Raw genomic sequence first — 17,707 nt, 5'->3', positions numbered from 1 at the left:
CTCGCACCGATCACCGGTCGGGTGTGAACAGCCGGCCGAACAGCTCGATCAGCAACCGCTCGCCCGTTTCAGACGGCAACGCCTCGAGCAGCGCGACGATCGGCGCCATCCGATCGGGCAACGTCGTCTGGCCGGATTCGCCGAGCAGGCCCGCACCGCGCAGCACCTGGAACGCCGTCTCTGAATCACGGATCGGTGCAGAGCCGAACGGAAACTCGGCGAGCACCTGCCGTCGATCAATCGGGGGCACCCCCCGAACCTGATCGGCCGCCGTCGCCAGGGCCTCGGCCAGTTGATCGAGCCGTCCTTCGGTGACCGGGGTGATGGTCAAGTGGGTCGTGGGTGCGAGGTACGTGCCGTCGGGCTGGGTCAGGCCGGGTTGTGGTTGCAACTGCCAGCCGAGCTCTCGCAGTTGGTCGGCCCAGTGGTGCGGGTCGACCTGGTGTTCGGGCGCAACCGTGGTGTCGCGGGCCACCGCCAATAGCGGGCCGACCGGGTCGCCCACCACGTGCAGTCCCTCGATCGCGTCGACGGCCCTCCAGAGTGCGTTGGTGGAGCGCTGGCACGATTCAGACAGCGCCTGGAAGCCGGCCTCGCCGAGAGTCTGGGTGATCGCCCAGGCGGCCGCCAGCGGTGCCGCCGATTTCGACCCCAGAATCGTTGGGTTGATGACCGGGTACCCGGGCCACCCGGTAGTCGCAAAGTACTGGTGGCGTTGGCGGTCGAGATCGCGCTGCAACAGCACCGAGGCCCCTTTGGGGGCGTAGCCGAACTTGTGCAGATCAGCCGACAGGCTCGTCACCCCGGGAACGCGGAAGTCCCAGAGTGACGGCGTTCGTCCGTCCGTCGTCGTCCACCACGGCAACACCCAGCCACCGATGCAGGCGTCGACGTGCACCGCGACCCCGGCTGCCTCGCATGCCGCAGCCACTTCGGCCACGGGGTCGAGCCCAGCGAACGGGTACGACGGCGCCGAGAGCACCATGATCGCGACATCGGGCCCGATCCGGTTGATCAACGCCTGCGCCGACACGGCCCCCGTGGACGGGTCGACCGCAACCGCGTCGAAGTCGAGCGAGAAGTAGTGCGCCGCCTTCCTGAAGGCGGCATGCGCCGTTATGGGTGCGACAATGCGCGGAGTGCCAATTCCGCCGGCCGCCCTCCAGACATCCCTGGCCGTCTTCACCGCGAGCAGGCAACTCTCCGTGCCGCCGGTGGTCACCGATCCGGCCGTCTGTTCGTCAGCGTGGAGGACACGAAACGCAAAACCGAGCACCTCACGCTCCATCACAGCGACGGACGGGAAGGTGGTGGGGTCGAGACCGTTCACCTGCTGCACCGCCGCCATCGCATCGCCTGCGAGTGCTTCAATCTCACGCAGCCCGGAGTCATAGATATAGCTGAGAACCGAGCCGCCGCATGTGGGGGCGTCTTCGGCCCGCAACCGCGCCAGACGCGCGAGAACTTCAGACGGTTCCTTGGCGAAGATCGAGGCCGCGTTCATCGTGCGTCCACCGACGGTTGGTCACGTGCGAGTGCTTCGATGTCGGCCTTGCGCAGCCGATATCGCCGCAAGGTCACCAGGCTCAGTGCGACGATGGCGGCCGGGAGCACGCTGAAGCTCAGTGAGATTCCAGTGATCGCACTACCCGGTTGCACTACGCCCGGACCGGTCGATTCGATATAGCCCGTAACAGCGAGTACCAGCGTGAACGCCGTGGCGCCGAGGGCCATGCCCGTGGTCTCGCCCGCCGTCCAGACCCCTCCGAAGGCGCCCGCCTGACCATCGCCGTGGGTGGCCGCGTCATGAGTGATCACGTCGGGCAGCATCGCCATCGGCAGGGATTGCATGCCGGCGTATCCAGCACCGGCCAGCGCCACCGGCAGATACACCCAGGCCCCCGGCATCCAGACCAGTGCGATCATCGACGTCAGAGCGACAGCGAACAGTGCGCTGGCGATGAAGTAGCCGCGCTCCTTACCCATGCGCGCCGAGATCAGGCCCCACAGCGGGGCACAGAGCAGTGCTGGAGCGATCAGCGCGGCGAACAGGAACGTCAGCGCAGCCGTTGATTCGAGCACGTACTTGGCCACAAAGTTGGCACCGGTCAGCATCACCCCGACGGCGAGCCCTTGGAGCATGAAGGTACCGAGCAGCGCACGCATCGGCTGGCTGCGCTTCAAAATCTGAATGCTCTGGGCATAGTTCTGGCGGATCGATGTTCGCGGCACCTCCACCCGCGCCGATTGCGGATACCGAGGTGCCACCCGGCTGGAGATCAGCATCCCCGCGCCGATTACGACACCGGCGACGATTGCCATCAGCAGGTAGCCCAGAGGTTCGTCCGCTCCGCCGAGCGCGCGCAACGCAGGCCCGCCTGCGCCGAAGAGCAGAATTGCGAAACTGAGCACCACCACACGCCACGTCAAAAGCGTGGTGCGCTGGTCATAGTCATCCGAGAGTTCGGCCGGCAATGCGATGTACGGCACCTGAAACAGGCTGAACGCCGTGGCCGCCGCCATGAAAGCGATGAGCACCCACACCCCGGAAGACCACTGCCCGAGCCCGGGGGGAACGACGAACGTCAGCACAAAGAACACCGGCAGCAGGATTGCTCCCAACACCATGAATCGCCGGCGCGAATGGGTGCGGGCCAGGCTGCGATCGCTGTAGGCGCCGATCACCGGATCGATGATGACGTCCCACACCTTCGCAAGGGTGATCATGATTCCGGCGATCAGCGGGGCGACCCCGAGGGTGTCGGTCATGTAGATGACGAGAACCAGACCCGGGAGTGTGGCGAAGCCCCCGGTACCGAGCGAACCGATGGCATACCCGGCTACAGTCGTGCGGGTGAGGACCGACCCTCGCGGAATATGCGAACTTTTCTCAGCTGGGGCCATGTCTCAATGCTATCGTGCGGGGGACTCGCGACCGGAACCGGGGCTGCCCGTCGGGGAGTGTTGGTCGCCAGACAATCGTCGGGCTCAGGTTGCCTCCGCGTCGAATGGCACGGTGACCATTTGAGTCGTTTCCGCTGTCATTCCGACGGCAACGCCGGCCGCCACCGCGCTTGCTGCGCTCGCATTTGCCGTCAGGTCGCTCATGGTGCGGTTCGCCCGTCGCGGAGCAGGCGCCGGTTCGTCGTCGATCAGCGCTTCGCGGATGATTCGGCGAGGATCGTATTGCCGGGGGTCGAGCTTCTTCCAGTCGACCTCGTCGAACTCCGGCCCCATCTCCTCGCGCATGCGCTCCTTGGCGCCGTTGGCCATGTCGCGCACTCCCCGCACGAGGCGCCCCAGCTGAGCGGCATAGTGGGGCAGGCGCTCGGGGCCAAGCAGGAAGACCGCGATCACACCGATGATCAGCAGCTTGTCGAAAGTCAGTCCCATGCCCACTCATTCAGACTATCCTGATCAGGCTGAGTGACCGGTGGGATTCAGCGCGCCTCGCCGTTCAGCCGCCCGAGTGGCCGTACCCTGAATACCGACGCCCGACCCGATGAGCAGGAGTGACCGTGTCAGACAACGATGCAAATTGGAAGTTCACCGAGGACCTGGTCATCGAGTCCGAGATCCTCGCCGAGGCACGCGCCTTGTCCCGCGAGTTGGGAATCGACACGATCTCACCGGCGACGGGGGCGCAGTGCGCGGTCGTGGCCGCGGTTTCCGGCGCGCGGCAGATCATCGAGGTGGGCACCGGCGTCGGCGTTTCCGGCCTGTGCCTGCTGGCCGGCGCCCCGGGCGCCCATCTCACCTCGATCGACACCGAGGTCGATCACCAGCAGCATGCCCGCACCCATTTCACCCAGGCGCAGGTCAGCGCGAACCGCGTACGATTGATCACCGGGGATGCCGGTGATGTGTTGCCCCGGATGAACGAGAACTCGTATGACGTGGTCTTCGTCGACGCCGACCCGTTGTCTGTCATCGAATACGTGGAACACGGGTTGCGCCTCGCTCGCCCCCGCGGTATCGTTCTGGTTCCGCACGTACTGTGGCGCGGCCGTGTGGCCAATCCCGCGCAGCGCGATGAAATTGCAACAGGCTTTCGCACGTTGCTGCGCGAGATCTCCACGTCGAGTGCCGTTGTCAGTGCGGTGTCTCCAGTCGGCGACGGATTGCTTCAGATCATCAAGCTCGGCGATTGAAGCCGCCGGTGCGAGCCGACCGTGCGCTGCGAACGTTATTTGACGTTCGCAGCCACGACGCCCGCGAGGACATCGTGCAGTTCCTTGGCTTCTGCGTCATTGACTGACACTACGAGCCGCCCGCCGCCTTCAAGAGGAACGCGAACGATAATCAGTCGGCCCTCTTTCACAGCCTCCATTGGGCCGTCTCCGGTCCGTGGTTTCATGGCCGCCATAAAGCTCCCCTTTCAATTATGTATACCTCCATTATCGCGCATGCCACTGTCTTCCCGAAAACACCGCCCCAGGACCCCCCTTCTTGACGACAGACCATGGTGCTGCTCCGATGGCGCGCCAGTACTCTGGAGACATGCCTGAACCACGTCCCACGACCGTCGCAGCCGAGTCGCCCATCCACGCATGGGGAAACGGCCTGACCACGATCGCCGATGATGGCACCGTGCTGGATGCGTGGTTCCCCACACCTGCCCTGGGGCCCATCCCGCCCGACCACGACCGATGGATCGCCCCGGCCTGGCTCGAGGAACTCGCGGTGCCCGACAGGCGGCGTGGTGTTCGTGTCGACTACATCACCTGTGAGATCGACCTGCGGCATGGCCCGGTGAGCACTGAGGACGCCTACTTGCGACTGCAGCTGCTCTCACACCGCATTGTTAGGCCGAACTCGATCAACCTTGCGGGCTTACACGCAAAGCTGGCAACCGTGGTCTGGACCAACGCCGGCCCGATGCTGCCTTCCGATTTTGAGGCACGTCGGCTGTTGTTGCAGCGTGCCGGTATCCACGCACTGGCAGTAGACAGGTTTCCGCGCTTGACGGACTATCTGTTGCCTGACGGGGTACGGATCGCTGACGCCTCACGCGTGCGCCTGGGCGCGTACCTGTCGCCCGGCACCACGGTCATGCACGAGGGGTTCGTCAACGTCAATGCGGGGACCCTCGGCGCCTCCATGATCGAGGGCCGACTCTCCGAGGGTGTCGTGGTCGGTGACGGGTCGGATGTCGGCGGTGGTGCATCTGTGATGGCCACCCACTCCGGCGGCAGCCGGACCGTCTCCATCGGAGAACAGTCCCTACTCGGCGCGAACTCGGGCCTCGGCATCTCGCTCGGAGACAATTGTGTGGTCGAGGCCGGCCTCTACGTGACCGCCGGCACGAAGGTCGTTCTGGCCGACGAACCGCCGCTCGCGTCCGGTGTCCGGCAAACAGTGAAGGCTGCCGAGCTCTCCGGGGTTCCCGACATTCTGTTTCGGCGCAACTCGCTCAGCGGCCAGATCGAGGTACTCTCCCGCATCCCGGCGCGATCCACATCCGCACTGTCAGAAGCCTGACAAGGAGTGCGCCCCCTGTGGGTCGAGGGGTTGAAAAAGCACGAGGAATCACTTCGAAATCAGTTCCCGAGACGACAGAGTCCACCCGTCGGCGCTTCGAAGGGGAGGTGGATTTTACGGGAGTCAGCGGCGGGAGTGCGGGTAGTCGCGGGCCGGGGAGCCCAGGTACAACTGCTGCGGGCGGCCGATCCTGGTCGCAGGGTCGGAGTTCATCTCTCGCCACTGGGCGATCCAGCCCGGGAGCCGCCCGATCGCGAACAGCACGGTGAACATGTGGGGCGGGAACCCCATCGCCTTGTAGATCAGTCCGGTGTAGAAATCGACGTTCGGGTACAGCTTGCGCTCAATGAAGTAGTCATCCGACAGCGCGATGCCCTCGAGCTCCTTCGCCAACTCCAGCAGGTCATCCTTGATGCCCAGGGCGGCCAGTACCTCATCGGCGCTCTCTTTGACCAGCTTCGCCCGCGGGTCGTAATTCTTGTAGACACGGTGCCCGAAGCCCATCAGCCTCACGCCCGCCTCCTTGTTCTTGACCCGCTCGACATACTTCTTCACGCCCTCTCCCGAGTCGCGGATCTCGGCGAGCATGTCGAGCACAGCCTCGTTGGCGCCGCCGTGCAGCGGCCCGTAGAGTGCGTTGATTCCGGCCGAGATCGAGGCGAACATGTTCGCCTGGGTGGAGCCGACCAGGCGCACCGTCGATGTGGAGGCGTTCTGCTCGTGGTCCTCGTGCAGGATCAACAGTCGTTCCAGAGCTCTGCTCAGCACGGGGTTGACCTCATACGGTTCGGCCAGGTTGCCGAAGTTCAGACGCAGGAAGTTGTCGACGAAGCTCAGCGAGTTGTCTGGGTAGAGGAAGGCCTGGCCGATGCTCTTCTTGTGCGCGTACGCCGCGATCACCGGCAGTTTTGCCAACAACCGGATGGTTGCGAGCTCGACGTGTTCCGGGTTGTCCACGTTCAGCGAGCCCTGGTAGTAGGTCGACAGCGCCGATACCGCACTGGACAGCACCGACATGGGGTGGGCATCATGCGGCAGGGCGCGGAAGAAACGCTTGAGGTCCTCGTGCAGGAGGGTGTGACGACGAATTCGTTCGTCGAACTCGGCGAGTTCAGCGGCCGAGGGAAGCTCGCCATAGATCAACAGCCACGCAGTCTCCAAGAAGGTCGAGTGCTGGGCGAGCTGTTCGATCGGGTAGCCGCGGTAGCGCAGGATCCCGGCGTCGCCGTCGATGAAGGTGATGGCGGAAGTCGTCGCCGCAGTGTTCACGAAACCGTGGTCGAGCACCGTGTAGCCGGTCTGCCGGGTCAGCGTGGAGATATCGATGCTCGGAGCCCCGTCCACGCTTTTCAACAGGGGGAAGCGGGCGGTTCCGCCAGGGAATGTCAGCACCGCTTCATCACCGGATGCCGGCTCCGGAACTGTGCTCTCCCGCGCCGTCTTCGGCTGTTTGCTCGGCTTTGATTCAGCGCGCCCAGAAACGTCGTTGTTCTTCGGTGCCCGGGTATCGGCTTCGCCTTCGGCGACCTGCTTCGAGGCGGACTTCGGCTTGAAAAGCGTGAACTGCGATTCGCTCGCCGAACCTCTCCGTGGTTTTCTCACTTGGTTCTCCTCGAAAGCTCCGGCGGTTCGTGCCGCGTCTGGGTGTCTCAGGGGTCTGGCCGACTGACCGCTCATGACGGATTCGGCACAGCTGGATACAGCCTAGAGCGTATCTCAGGCAACTGTTGCACTCCACAATAGAGTGCAGGATCCGTTGGTGATTGTCTCTCAGCCCTGCGGCGGCAGCGCCGCGACCAGAGGGTGATCCTTCGGAATCACACCGAGCTTCGCCGCCCCACCCGGTGAGCCGAGGTCATCGAAGAACTCAACGTTCGCCTTGTAGTAGTCTGCCCACTCGTCGGGGGTGTCATCCTCGTAGAAGATCGCCTCCACCGGACAGACCGGTTCGCATGCCCCGCAATCGACGCATTCGTCCGGGTGGATGTACAGCATCCGTTCACCCTCATAGATGCAGTCGACCGGACACTCGTCAACACAGGCCAGATCTTTCACATCGACACACGGAAGAGCAATGATGTACGTCATTACCTACCCTTCATCACGCTGGCTCACCATCTTACGCTGAGGTCTCCGCGGGAAGCCGGGGCCAGATCACCACGCCCAGGGAAATCACCGCGGGCGCGATGTTCCAGACCACACCGAGCAAATTGTCGGGCACCAGGACAGACCCGCCCGGGCCTCTGCCCGACAGCATGAGGATCGCGCCGATCACTCCCAGAGCGGTGGCCAGAACAAGCGCCCGCGAGGCACTGAGTCGCACACCGATCATCAGGCACAGGATCGCGGCTAGTGCAGCCACGAGGCCCAAGGGAACCACCGGCCAGATCGGGAGAGTCGCCTGGTGGGCGATGGTGCCGAGTAGCCCGAAACCGGCGCCGACTGCAAACATCCCCAACCACGAAAGCAGGCGCCCGTACCACGTCCGCGGGACTTTCGGGAGATCGCTCGGGCGCGGGTCAACCGCTGGGATCAATGCGTTCTGCACCCTCGCATCATAGCGACGACGAACGCCAGCTCGCAGGTGAGATCTACTCGAGGTTCTTGTTGACCACGTAGCTCACGAGCACCTTGCCGCTATCGTCATCGATCATGATGCTGATGATCACATTCGTCTTGTTGGCTTCCGAGGTAAACATGCCGGTGACCATTTCATCGCCTAAAGTACCCCAACTCGCCTCCTCCCAATCGCCCTGTTCGAACGCCGCCTGCACCTAGTCGGAGACCTGGTCCAACGAACCGGCCGCACGCACTCCGATCGTCCACGCCTTGCCGTCCTCGACCTTCATCGAGAAACTCGTGACCACATCGGTGGAGACCAGGGGAACCTCGGCCGGAAAGTCTTTTGGCATGGATCCCTCGCTGCCGACTTCGAGTTGGCCCCCCGTTGCCTGCTCGACAATCTTGCCCACTGAACCGGAGGCAATCTTCTCCAGGGGGTTGCCGAAACAGGCGGTCAATGTGAATGCGAGTGTCGCCGCGATGATCGCCGCGGTAGTTGTTTTCAGAAAACGTCGCGTGCTGGCAGGTCTCAACATAATTGGCTCCTCGAGGTTGACTCATTATCAGTTCCCCAGCGTAGGGGCTTGGCTGTGATTCAACTTAAAGTCGGTATCATCTGGTAGGGATATGGTTGCGTTCGATGAAGTGCTTCTGGGGTCAGGAAGCCCGGTGACCAAAAAATCGGACACCCACGGTTTCGAGTTCATCGGCCGCGAACCCGAATGCGCGCACCTCAGGGCTCTTTTGCCTCGTCCCGGCTCTCGTGCCCGGTTGCAAATCGTGTCTGGGGCAGCAGGGATCGGAAAATCGCGGCTGGTTGCGGAGATCGCCGCCCACGCGAGGCAGAACGGTAATCGGGTTCTCTGGGGCCGCTGCTGGGATGCCTCCATCACCCCTCCCCTGTGGCCGTGGAGCCAAGTGGCCAGAACACTGACGGGCAATCAGGAGCCGACAGATCTTGCCACTGTGCTCCTGAGCGACTCGGCATCCGATCGCTTCGAACTCTTCGATGCGCTTGCCTCGTGCATTCGGGTGGCGACCGAGGAAGCGCCGGTCGTGGTGATCCTGGAAGACGTTCACGAAGCAGACGGCCCATCCATTCTCCTGGCCGACTTTCTGGTGCAGCACCTCGCCGACTGCCCGCTCCTGATCATCATGACGTTCCGTACCGACGATGCCGCCGAGCGGCCCGGACTCCGCGAGCAACTGTCGACCCTCCAATTGCCGGAGGACTGGCTGCGCCTGTCAGGTTTGGCCGAGGAGGACGTCCGGTCGGTTCTCACAGCGCCGGAACAGGCGAGCGACATTCTGTCGATCACCGGCGGAAATCCGCTGTTCATCGAATACATCCTGCGAAACGGTGCGCGGTCCGACCCTTCGCCGGGTACTGAGGAAGCCAGTACCGGGGAACCAGGCGCCGGAGCCCGCAGCGCCGCGGCGCAGTCCGCCCTGTTGCGGCACATCACCAGCCGACGATTGGCCTCTCTGCCCGTCAGTACTCATGCCTTCGTCAGCGGCTGCGCCCTGGCTGGGCCGCAGCCGACGATCCAGGTGGTCGCGGAGTTGGTGGGGCTCAGCCCGGATCAGGCCGTCGCCGCATTGCAACCGGCACTGGATTCCGAGATTCTCACCCTTCACCGCTCGCGGTCGACCTCCTCTGCCCCAAGCATCGAGTTCACCCATCCGTTGCTGGCTGAGGCTGCGTCGACACTGGCGGCACCCGCCGTGCTGCAGAGCGTGCACCTCAGACGCGCCGACATGCTTCGCGGCCTTCCCGGGCGCCACGCAGAACGCGCGCATCACCTGTTGCAACTCGGGCCCGATCACAGCCCAGACGCGGTTGAGGCCTGTCTGGGCGCGGCGCAGGACGCCCATGCAGCCTATGCCTATGACGAAGCGGCCGGCCACATCGAGCGGGCCCTGCACACTGTGGACTCTGTGAGCCTCCGATCCCCGAAGGCGAAAAAGACCAGGCTGCGCCTGCTGGTCGAGTATGGCATCGCCCTTCGCCTGGCCGGCCGATCTGAACAGGCCCGTGACGTCGCAGACACGGCATGGGAGCAGGCGGTGTTGGCTGCCGACGGTGAGGCCCAGGCACGTGCGGCACTCGAAGGCGAGTTCCGCTTCTCGTTCGCCGGAAACGAACGACACGTTCGGGCCGCGCGCTGCCAGGCGGCGCTTGACGCGTTGCCGAAGAAGCCCAGCGCATTACGTGCTCGGCTGCTCGCCGCCCTTTCTGCCGCGCGTCTGTCCGACGACGGTGAAGCCCAGGTCCTGGCGCGTGAGTCACTCGCGATGGCAGAGTTCGTCGGCGACCCGATTGCGGTCGGCTACGCCCTGAGTGCGATGACAGTGACCGACCTGTCGCCAGACTCCCTGGAATTTCGACTACGTGCTGCCCACCGCATCCTCGCAATCGCTCGCCGCGAGAAAAATCAATCGCTGGCATCGCACGGGTACTTCTTTCTTCTTGCTGCGCTGCTCGAGAAAGGCGATATCCGAGCGCTGGACGCCCAGCTTGCGCTGGCCGATGCCGACGGGGGGCCACTGGCCGACCTGGCCGACGGGCGCCACGCGGGGTGGTTCCGATGCACCCGAGCACTGCTCGATGGCCGAACGGATGACGCCGAGCAGCGGGCCAACGAATCGTACCTGGCTGCCACGCGTGCCGGCGATCCGGATGCCGGGGACGTCTGGGCCGCGCAGATCGCGATCGTGCGTTGGCTTCAGGGCCGCGTCGAGGAGATCGAGCCGCTCTTTCTGGAAGCGCGAAGGCAGCAACCGGATGTTCCGGTCTGGAGTGCTGCACTCGCCTGGCTGTGGCTGCGCACCGGCCGAAGCAGCGCCGCGCGTGGCGTCCTCGCCGAGTTCGGTGACCTCGAACACATTCCCCGTGACCGCAACTGGCTGATGACGATGGCCACGTTGGCAGAGGTAGTCGCTGAGCTGGGCGAGGACCAGAGGGTTCTCGACCTGCGGGAGTCGTTGCTGCCGTACGCCAGGAACCTGGTGCCCATAGGGCTGGGAGTCGCCTGCTGGGGCACCATCGCGCGTCCGCTCGGCCTGCTGGCCAGAAGGCTCGGTCGCGTGGACGAGGCTCGCATCCACTTCGATGCCGCCATCGAGGTCAGCGCCCAGATGGGGGCGCTTCCCTGGCTTGCCGAAGCCCAGCTTGACCTCGCCGAACTGGAACTTGACGAGCTGGCGCTCGCCGAGGTTGAAACCGCTTCGACACCCGGTGGCACCGATGGCGGCAGCGAACGGCGCCGCGCCTCACAACTGATCTTTGAGGCCGAAGTCACGGCGAGGACGCTGGGACTGCGGTTATTGGAGAATAGGGCCGCCGCCCACCGTTCGCGCCTGGGACCTCACCAGGTATCGCCTGTCGGACCCGAGCAGCACCATTTCGCCAGGTCGGCTCACTCCGTGCCACGAATCAGCGTTCTGGGCACTTTCGAGGTACGCGGAACAGACGGTGCCGTAGCGAACTGGAACTCCCGCAAGGCCAGAGAACTTCTCAAAATCCTTCTCACGCGGGGCGGCTCTCCGGTGGCAAAGGACTCCTTGATGGACCTGTTGTGGCCCGGGGAAGACAGTTGGACGCTCGGAAACCGGCTGGCCGTCGCAGTCTCAGCTGTTCGACGGGCCCTGGACCCGGGCCGCAGACACTCAAGCGAGGTGTACCTGGCCACCGACGGCATGACGATGTCGTTGTCCCCGAGTCGGCTGAGGGTCGACGCCTGGGAGTTTCTCGCCGAGGCACAGACGGTCACCGAGCAGGTGAGGTCCGGTGGCGAGCCCGACCTGATCGAGCTCCGGCGGGTGGTGCGCCTGTATCGTGGCGACGCCCTCCCCGATGAACCGTACACCGACTGGGCACTGGACTTCCGATTGCGATGCCAGTCCGCATTCATCGAGGTCTCGCAACACCTGGCAACGACTGCCGCGACGCAGCACGCACCGTTGGTCGCGGCTGATGCGTGTCGCGGAATCCTCGATATCGATCCACTGGACCGACTCGCCCACACGACGTTGATTGCCGCGCTGAAAGAACTTGGCGCGCACGGGCAGGCACGCGCCGCCGCTGATCGGTACGACCAGATCAGGCAGACCCTGATCACACCGAGTGACCAATCAGCGAGCTGAGTGTCCCCTCCCCGCCGCGGTCAGGCGTCCTGCTTCTTCTGCCTGCTCAGCGACCGTGCGCGCGCGTTGGCGTCCAGCTCGACCTTGCGGATGCGGATCGCATTGGGGGTCACCTCGACGCACTCGTCCTCCCGGGCGAACTCGAGGCACTCCTCCAGGGTGAGTTGGCGCGACGGTGTCATCGACTCGAACGTGTCCGACGTCGACTGGCGCATATTGGTGAGCTTCTTCTCCTTGGTGATGTTCACGTCCATGTCCTCGGTGCGCGAGTTCTCACCGATGACCATGCCTTCATAGACCTCTTCGGTCGGGTTCACGAAGAAGCTCATGCGCTCCTGCAGGGCGATGATGGCGAACGGAGTGACAACGCCGGAGCGGTCGGCGATGATCGAGCCGTTCGAGCGGGTCGTGATCGAGCCGGCCCACTCCGCGTAGCCGTGCGAGATGGCGTTGGCGATGCCCGTACCGCGGGTGATGGTCATGAAGCCGTTGCGAAAACCGATGAGCCCGCGAGCCGGAACCACAAATTCCATCCGCACCCAGCCCGTGCCGTGGTTGGCCATGCCGTCCATGCGGCCCTTGCGCCCCGCCAGCAGTTGCGTGATCGCACCCAGGTACTCCTCCGGCGCGTCAATGGTCAGGTGCTCGAACGGTTCATGCACCTTGCCGTCCACTATGCGGGTCACCACTTGTGGCTTGCCGACGGTCATCTCGAAGCCCTCGCGGCGCATCTGCTCGACGAGGATCGACAGGGCGAGTTCACCGCGCCCCTGAACCTCCCAGGCGTCGGGGCGTCCGATATCAACAACCTTCAGCGACACGTTGCCGACCAGTTCCCGGTCCAGGCGGTCTTTGATCATACGGGCGGTGAGCTTGTGGCCGCGAACCTTACCCATCAACGGCGACGTGTTGGTGCCGATGGTCATGGAGATGGCCGGGTCGTCGATGTGGATCAGCGGCAGCGGGCGCACATCATTGGGATCGGCGAGCGTGTCACCGATGGTGATGTCGTCGAATCCGGCGACCGCGACGATATCGCCGGGGCCCGCTTCCTCAGTCGGGTAGCGAGTGAGGGCTTTGGTCGCGAGCAATTCGGTGACCCGCACGTTCTGGATGGTGCCGTCGTGGCGCACCCAGGCGACCGTCTGGCCCTTGTGGATGGTGCCCTGGAAGACGCGCAGCAACGCCAGTCGGCCGAGGAACGGCGATGCGTCGAGGTTGGTGACGTGTGCCTGCAACGGGTGCTCGTCGTCATAGACGGGCGCCGGGATGTGAGTGAGGATCGCTTCGAACAGCGGTTCGAGGTTGGGATGGTCAGGCAGGGTGCCGTTCTCGGGCTTCACCGTCGACGCCATCCCGTTGCGGCCCGAAGCGTAGACCACGGGTACGTTCAGGATCGCGTCGAGGTCGAGGTCGGGGTGTTCGTCGGCCATGTCACTGGCGAGGCCGAGCAACAGGTCCTGGCTCTCGGTGACGACATGGTCGATCCGCGCATCCGGCCGGTCGGTCTTGTTCACCAGCAGGATGACCGGCAACCGGGCTTCCAGCGCCTTGCGCAGGACGAAGCGGGTCTGTGGCAGCGGGCCCTCGCTCGCGTCGACCAGAAGTACGACGCCGTCGACCATCGACAGCCCGCGCTCCACCTCGCCGCCGAAGTCGGCGTGCCCGGGGGTGTCGATCACGTTGATGGTGATGGGTCCGTTCACCGCGTGCTCGCCGTTGTAGGAGATCGCCGTGTTCTTGGCGAGGATCGTGATGCCCTTCTCACGTTCCAGGTCATTGGAGTCCATCATGCGGTCGTCGGTCTCGAAGTGCGAGTCGAACGAATTGGTCTGCTTGAGCATGGCATCGACCAGCGTCGTCTTGCCGTGGTCGACGTGGGCGACGATGGCAACATTTCGGAGGTTTTCGCGGGTGGCTAGCGCCATGTGTCTTTATTCCTTGGAGGCTGCGCGCCCTTCCCGCCGTTCGCGCTGCTTGATCGGATCGGGCAGGGGCACGGCGGCAATCAGGCGCTGAGTGTATGGGTCTTGTGGATTGCGCAGGATCGCTTCTGTGGTGCCCTGCTCGACAATTCTACCGTTATGCATGACCACCATGCGATCAGCCAGCATATCGATGACCGCGAGGTCGTGGCTGACGAACATGCAGGCGAAGCGCAGGCGCTGCTGGATCTCCTGCAGGATGTCGAGCACTCGGGCCTGCACCGACACGTCCAGCGCCGACGTCGGTTCGTCTGCGACAAGGATCTCGGGGCTGAGCGCAAGCGCCCTGGCGATGCCCACGCGCTGCCGCTGGCCGCCGGAGAGCTCGTTCGGGTAACGGTTGCGAAACTCCCTCGGCAATTCGACCTGATCGAGTAGTTCCTCGACGCGGGTGTTCATCTGGGCTTTGGTGAATTCGTCGGACAGGAGCATCGGCTCCCCGATCGACTGTCCGATCGGCCAACGCGGGTTCAGGCTCGAGCCCGGATCCTGGAAGACGATCCCGATCTTGCGCCGCACGGCGCGCAGCTGGTGGCCGGTCACCTCGGTCATGTCCTGCCCGGCCACGCTCATCGACCCTGCGGCAACCGGGAGCAGGCCGACCACGGCCCGCGCGACCGTCGTCTTTCCCGAGCCGGATTCGCCGACCACACCGACGATCTCTCCCGGGTAGATGTCGAACGAAGCATCGTCGACCGCCTTGAACGCCGGCACCCGCCCGCGCTTGGGATAGACGACATCAACGCCCCGCAGCGACAGTGTCGGCGCCTCGGTGCGGACGACCTCGACGTCGGCCGTGGCTTCGCCGAGCCCCAGGTGAGGCACCGATGCCAGCAACTCCTGGGTATAGGGCTCCTTCGGGCGATGGTAGATGTCCTCCACCGTGCCGCGCTCGACCACCCGCCCGCTCTTCATCACGATCACATTGCTGGCAAGGTCGGCGACGACCCCCATGTCATGCGTGATGATCACGATGGCCGAGTTCAGGCGTTCGTGCAGGCTGCGCAGCAGGTCGAGGATTTCGGCCTGGATGGTCACATCCAGCGCCGTGGTCGGTTCATCGGCGATCAGCATGTCCGGGTCGCAGGAAAGCGACTGGGCGATCATCGCACGCTGGCGTTGCCCGCCCGACAATTGGTGCGGATACGAATTGAACGCCTTCTCGGGGTCGGGCAGCTCAACCAGGTCAAGCAACTCCAGCGCGCGTGCCTTGGCCTCGGATGGCGGCATCGGGAAGTGCACCCGCAGTGCCTCGACGATCTGAAACCCGATCGTATAGACCGGGTTCAACGCGGTCATCGGCTCCTGGAAGATCACCGCGATCGATTTGCCGCGGGCCCGACGCAGTGTCGCCTGGTCAGCACCCACCATCTGCACCCCGTTGAGCAGGGCGCTGCCGGTGATTCGGGCGTTGTCGGGCAGAAGACCGAGCAGCGCCATGGAGCTGACGGACTTGCCCGACCCCGACTCGCCCACGATCGCCAGCACCTCACCGGGCCGAACCGTGTAGTTGATGTCGATCGCGGCCGGAACCCATTCGCCGTTGACGAAGAACTCAACGCCAAGATTCGAGACCTCGAGGATCGGGTCTCCCACGCCGCGACCTGGGCGCTCATGGACACGGGCGTTCACGCTCGTGCCCCCGGTCGGCATGCTGCGGCGCTCATCCGTTCTGCCTGAATCCGGAGGGTGCCCATCCGGGGCTCGCTCCTGCGGGGTGTGCTCATGCTGTGCTCCCGTGCGAATATGGGGAAATGGCATCCGACATCATCATCAGACCCGTTTTCGGCAGGATTCTGTCGATCATGGTCTCCCTCATCGTTCTGGTCTCTGTCATATCCCTCGTGGCCGCCGCAAACCTGGAGGCCCTGCTGCGCTATCTCTGGCCGCTGCTGTTGTTCTGGTTCGTGGTGTGGCAGGCGTTCTGGCTCCCCCGCGTCATCATCGGCAACGATGCCGTGCACCTGATCAACGTGTTCCGTACGATCACGATCGAGTTCGATGCCATCTCCCGGGTGGATACCCGGTTCGCGCTGACCCTGTTCACCGCTCATGGCCGCTATGTCGCCTGGGCCGCGCCCGCCCCCGGCCGGCACACTGCAGCACGCACCACTGAGTCCGATGCCAAGAATCTGCCCGACTCCAGCTACCGGGGCGGTACCGTGCGCGCCGGCGACGTGCCACGCACCGATTCGGGTGACGCTGCGACCGTTCTGCGTACGCGCCTGGCCGGCCGCGAACCGGCACCCCACACAACCACCGGTGAGACGGTTCGCATCCGATTGCACGTGGTCTCGCTGGCCATAGTGGGCGTATTGCTCGTGGCGAGTGTGCTCGGCTGGGTGTTGTAGGAGCGCCGTGGGGCCCGCCTCAACGGGCGCCGGCATCATTGAATCTCTCCCGGCGGCGGCTTTCGATCGCCCGGGGGCACTGATCGGTCATTCGCCCCCGACGATCCGTCCGAGCCGATGGCGTAGATCTGCGGTGTGCCCTGCCGCCCTCGACCAAACATCATCCCCCACATCTGGCGATACGGCCCTGAGGTTCCCGGGGCACGCTTCTGCCGGGGATCGAACGCGTCACGCAACCCGTCACCGATGAAGTTGATCGTCAGCACCAGGATGATGATCATCACGCCGGGCCACCAGAACAGCCACGGCCTGGTCGCGAATGCGCCTTGATACTCATTGATGATCTGACCCAGCGAGACATCCGGTTGCCGAATGCCGAAACCCAGGAAGCTGATCGCCGCCTCCAGCAGAATGGCGGCACTCATCAGCAACGTCATGCTCACAATCACCACACCCACCGCGTTGGGGAGAATATGTTTGAACACGATTCGGGAATCGGATGCGCCGGCGACGCGGGCCGCATCGACGAACTCCCTCTCACGCAGACCCAAGAATTCGCCACGCACCAGCCTGGCCAGCCCGGTCCAGCCGACCAGCCCCAGCAACAGGCCGAGCACCACCGCGCCGCTGGCGCCGACGCCGCGGCCGATCACGGCCGCGATCACGATGATCGGGATCACGATGATGAGGTCGGTGAACCGCATGAGCAGGTTGTCGAGCCAACCGCGGTAGTACCCGGCGATGGCCCCGATGACCACGCCGATGAGACTGGCGATCAGCCCGTACAGCACCATGACGACGATCGACTGCTGCGTGCCGCGCATGACGCGGGCGAAGATGTCACGGCCGATCTGGTCCTGGCCGAACGGATGCTCACCCGGAGCAAACAACGTGTTCCAGGTGGGGTTGCCCCCGTTGACGATGGCGGAGGTCTCGGTGTAGTTCCAGATCCACCAACCGGGGATCTTGAAATCGTAGATCTCGACGCCGATCGATGAGTACACGAAGATGATCGTGAACAGGAGCACCGCGCTGGCGGTCATCGCGCCCTTGTGCCGAAAGAAACGGCGACGCACGACCTGGCTCTGGCTGAGTCCCTCGGTCTCTCGTTGCTCGATCGTGAGTTCTCGGTTGACATCGTCGGGCAACGCGGGGTCCGAGGGAAGAATTGTGTTCGTCATT

At 64.4% G+C, this 17,707-nt stretch carries 15 protein-coding genes; 4 read left to right on the top strand and 11 right to left on the bottom strand.

Annotation, left to right across the window (positions count from 1 at the left end; all coding sequences use genetic code 11):
* Window positions 1–10: 10 nt before the first annotated feature.
* The 3 genes from DL891_RS04940 to DL891_RS04930 all read right to left on the bottom strand — a co-directional run bounded on the left by DL891_RS04940 (window position 11) and on the right by DL891_RS04930 (window position 3,393).
* The gene (locus DL891_RS04940; protein ID WP_111719306.1) at window positions 11–1,504 is read right to left on the bottom strand and encodes a pyridoxal-dependent decarboxylase; all 1,494 of its coding nucleotides are present in this window, start codon (window positions 1,502–1,504) and stop codon (window positions 11–13) included.
* A complete protein-coding gene (locus tag DL891_RS04935; protein ID WP_111719305.1) occupies window positions 1,501–2,904 on the bottom strand; it encodes an MFS transporter in 1,404 nt (467 codons plus the stop codon). The genes DL891_RS04940 and DL891_RS04935 overlap by 4 nt, the downstream gene beginning before the upstream one ends.
* Window positions 2,905–2,988: 84 nt before the next feature.
* Complete coding sequence (locus DL891_RS04930; protein ID WP_111719304.1) at window positions 2,989–3,393, bottom strand: twin-arginine translocase TatA/TatE family subunit; 405 nt, start codon at window positions 3,391–3,393, stop codon at window positions 2,989–2,991.
* 125 nt (window positions 3,394–3,518) lie between these two features.
* Between DL891_RS04930 and DL891_RS04925 the strand changes: the two genes are divergently transcribed.
* Complete coding sequence (locus tag DL891_RS04925; protein ID WP_111719385.1) at window positions 3,519–4,151, top strand: O-methyltransferase; 633 nt, start codon at window positions 3,519–3,521, stop codon at window positions 4,149–4,151.
* Between the two features lie 35 nt (window positions 4,152–4,186).
* Here DL891_RS04925 and DL891_RS04920 read toward each other — a convergent pair whose 3' ends face one another.
* Window positions 4,187–4,366, bottom strand: a complete 180-nt coding sequence (locus DL891_RS04920) for a DUF3117 domain-containing protein (protein ID WP_111719303.1) — start codon at window positions 4,364–4,366, stop codon at window positions 4,187–4,189.
* Window positions 4,367–4,500: 134 nt separating this feature from the next.
* On the opposite strand from DL891_RS04920, the gene DL891_RS04915 reads away from it, so the two are divergent.
* A complete protein-coding gene (locus DL891_RS04915; protein ID WP_111719302.1) occupies window positions 4,501–5,481 on the top strand; it encodes a DapH/DapD/GlmU-related protein in 981 nt (326 codons plus the stop codon).
* Window positions 5,482–5,604: 123 nt separating this feature from the next.
* Here the strand turns inward: DL891_RS04915 and DL891_RS04910 are convergent, their stop codons facing one another.
* The 4 genes from DL891_RS04910 to DL891_RS04895 all read right to left on the bottom strand — a co-directional run bounded on the left by DL891_RS04910 (window position 5,605) and on the right by DL891_RS04895 (window position 8,579).
* Window positions 5,605–6,873, bottom strand: coding sequence for a citrate synthase (locus tag DL891_RS04910; protein ID WP_111719384.1), 1,269 nt, complete (start codon window positions 6,871–6,873; stop codon window positions 5,605–5,607).
* Between the two features lie 378 nt (window positions 6,874–7,251).
* Entirely contained in the window at window positions 7,252–7,569 is a 318-nt protein-coding gene (fdxA, locus tag DL891_RS04905) for a ferredoxin (protein WP_111719301.1), read from the bottom strand.
* 31 nt (window positions 7,570–7,600) lie between these two features.
* A complete protein-coding gene (locus DL891_RS04900) occupies window positions 7,601–7,933 on the bottom strand; it encodes a hypothetical protein (protein WP_157962391.1) in 333 nt (110 codons plus the stop codon).
* Window positions 7,934–8,255: 322 nt separating this feature from the next.
* Complete coding sequence (locus DL891_RS04895; RefSeq protein WP_111719299.1) at window positions 8,256–8,579, bottom strand: hypothetical protein; 324 nt, start codon at window positions 8,577–8,579, stop codon at window positions 8,256–8,258.
* A 133-nt stretch (window positions 8,580–8,712) separates the two neighbouring features.
* Between DL891_RS04895 and DL891_RS04890 the strand changes: the two genes are divergently transcribed.
* Window positions 8,713–12,189 (top strand): AAA family ATPase, encoded by a 3,477-nt coding sequence (locus DL891_RS04890; RefSeq protein ID WP_198668771.1) that lies wholly within the window; start codon window positions 8,713–8,715, stop codon window positions 12,187–12,189.
* Between the two features lie 20 nt (window positions 12,190–12,209).
* On the opposite strand, the gene typA is transcribed toward DL891_RS04890, so the two are convergent.
* Window positions 12,210–14,117 carry a translational GTPase TypA gene (gene typA, locus DL891_RS04885; protein WP_111719297.1) on the bottom strand — a complete coding sequence of 636 codons (1,908 nt, stop codon included), beginning with the start codon at window positions 14,115–14,117 and terminating at the stop codon, window positions 12,210–12,212.
* 6 nt (window positions 14,118–14,123) lie between these two features.
* On the bottom strand, window positions 14,124–15,827 hold the full coding sequence (locus DL891_RS04880; RefSeq protein ID WP_111719296.1) for an ABC transporter ATP-binding protein: 1,704 nt from the start codon (window positions 15,825–15,827) through the stop codon (window positions 14,124–14,126).
* A 101-nt stretch (window positions 15,828–15,928) separates the two neighbouring features.
* Between DL891_RS04880 and DL891_RS04875 the strand changes: the two genes are divergently transcribed.
* Window positions 15,929–16,525, top strand: coding sequence for a PH domain-containing protein (locus DL891_RS04875; protein ID WP_111719295.1), 597 nt, complete (start codon window positions 15,929–15,931; stop codon window positions 16,523–16,525).
* A gap of 35 nt (window positions 16,526–16,560) precedes the next feature.
* On the opposite strand, the gene DL891_RS04870 is transcribed toward DL891_RS04875, so the two are convergent.
* Window positions 16,561–17,706 carry an ABC transporter permease gene (locus DL891_RS04870; protein ID WP_111719294.1) on the bottom strand — a complete coding sequence of 382 codons (1,146 nt, stop codon included), beginning with the start codon at window positions 17,704–17,706 and terminating at the stop codon, window positions 16,561–16,563.
* Between the last annotated feature and the right edge of the window lies 1 nt (window position 17,707).

Origin of the sequence: Homoserinimonas sp. OAct 916 (genome assembly GCF_003260275.1) — a bacterium.
Lineage (GTDB): Bacteria > Actinomycetota > Actinomycetes > Actinomycetales > Microbacteriaceae > OACT-916.
The sequence above is the reverse complement of the archived record's forward strand: the minus strand, read 5'-3'. Positions and strand labels throughout refer to the sequence as shown.

What these genes read in the sequence shown, in the direction of transcription:
- DL891_RS04940 (WP_111719306.1), bottom strand. Translation starts at nt 1,504, where the DNA reads ATGAACGCGGCCTCGATCTTCGCCAAGGAACCGTCTGAAGTTCTCGCG.
- DL891_RS04935 (WP_111719305.1), bottom strand. Translation starts at nt 2,904, where the DNA reads ATGGCCCCAGCTGAGAAAAGTTCGCATATTCCGCGAGGGTCGGTCCTC.
- DL891_RS04930 (WP_111719304.1), bottom strand. Translation starts at nt 3,393, where the DNA reads ATGGGACTGACTTTCGACAAGCTGCTGATCATCGGTGTGATCGCGGTC.
- DL891_RS04920 (WP_111719303.1), bottom strand. Translation starts at nt 4,366, where the DNA reads ATGGCGGCCATGAAACCACGGACCGGAGACGGCCCAATGGAGGCTGTG.
- DL891_RS04915 (WP_111719302.1), top strand. Translation starts at nt 4,501, where the DNA reads ATGCCTGAACCACGTCCCACGACCGTCGCAGCCGAGTCGCCCATCCAC.
- fdxA (WP_111719301.1), bottom strand. Translation starts at nt 7,569, where the DNA reads ATGACGTACATCATTGCTCTTCCGTGTGTCGATGTGAAAGATCTGGCC.
- DL891_RS04900 (WP_157962391.1), bottom strand. Translation starts at nt 7,933, where the DNA reads ATGTTTGCAGTCGGCGCCGGTTTCGGGCTACTCGGCACCATCGCCCAC.
- DL891_RS04895 (WP_111719299.1), bottom strand. Translation starts at nt 8,579, where the DNA reads ATGTTGAGACCTGCCAGCACGCGACGTTTTCTGAAAACAACTACCGCG.
- typA (WP_111719297.1), bottom strand. Translation starts at nt 14,117, where the DNA reads ATGGCGCTAGCCACCCGCGAAAACCTCCGAAATGTTGCCATCGTCGCC.
- DL891_RS04880 (WP_111719296.1), bottom strand. Translation starts at nt 15,827, where the DNA reads ATGCCGACCGGGGGCACGAGCGTGAACGCCCGTGTCCATGAGCGCCCA.
- DL891_RS04875 (WP_111719295.1), top strand. Translation starts at nt 15,929, where the DNA reads ATGGCATCCGACATCATCATCAGACCCGTTTTCGGCAGGATTCTGTCG.
- DL891_RS04870 (WP_111719294.1), bottom strand. Translation starts at nt 17,706, where the DNA reads ATGACGAACACAATTCTTCCCTCGGACCCCGCGTTGCCCGACGATGTC.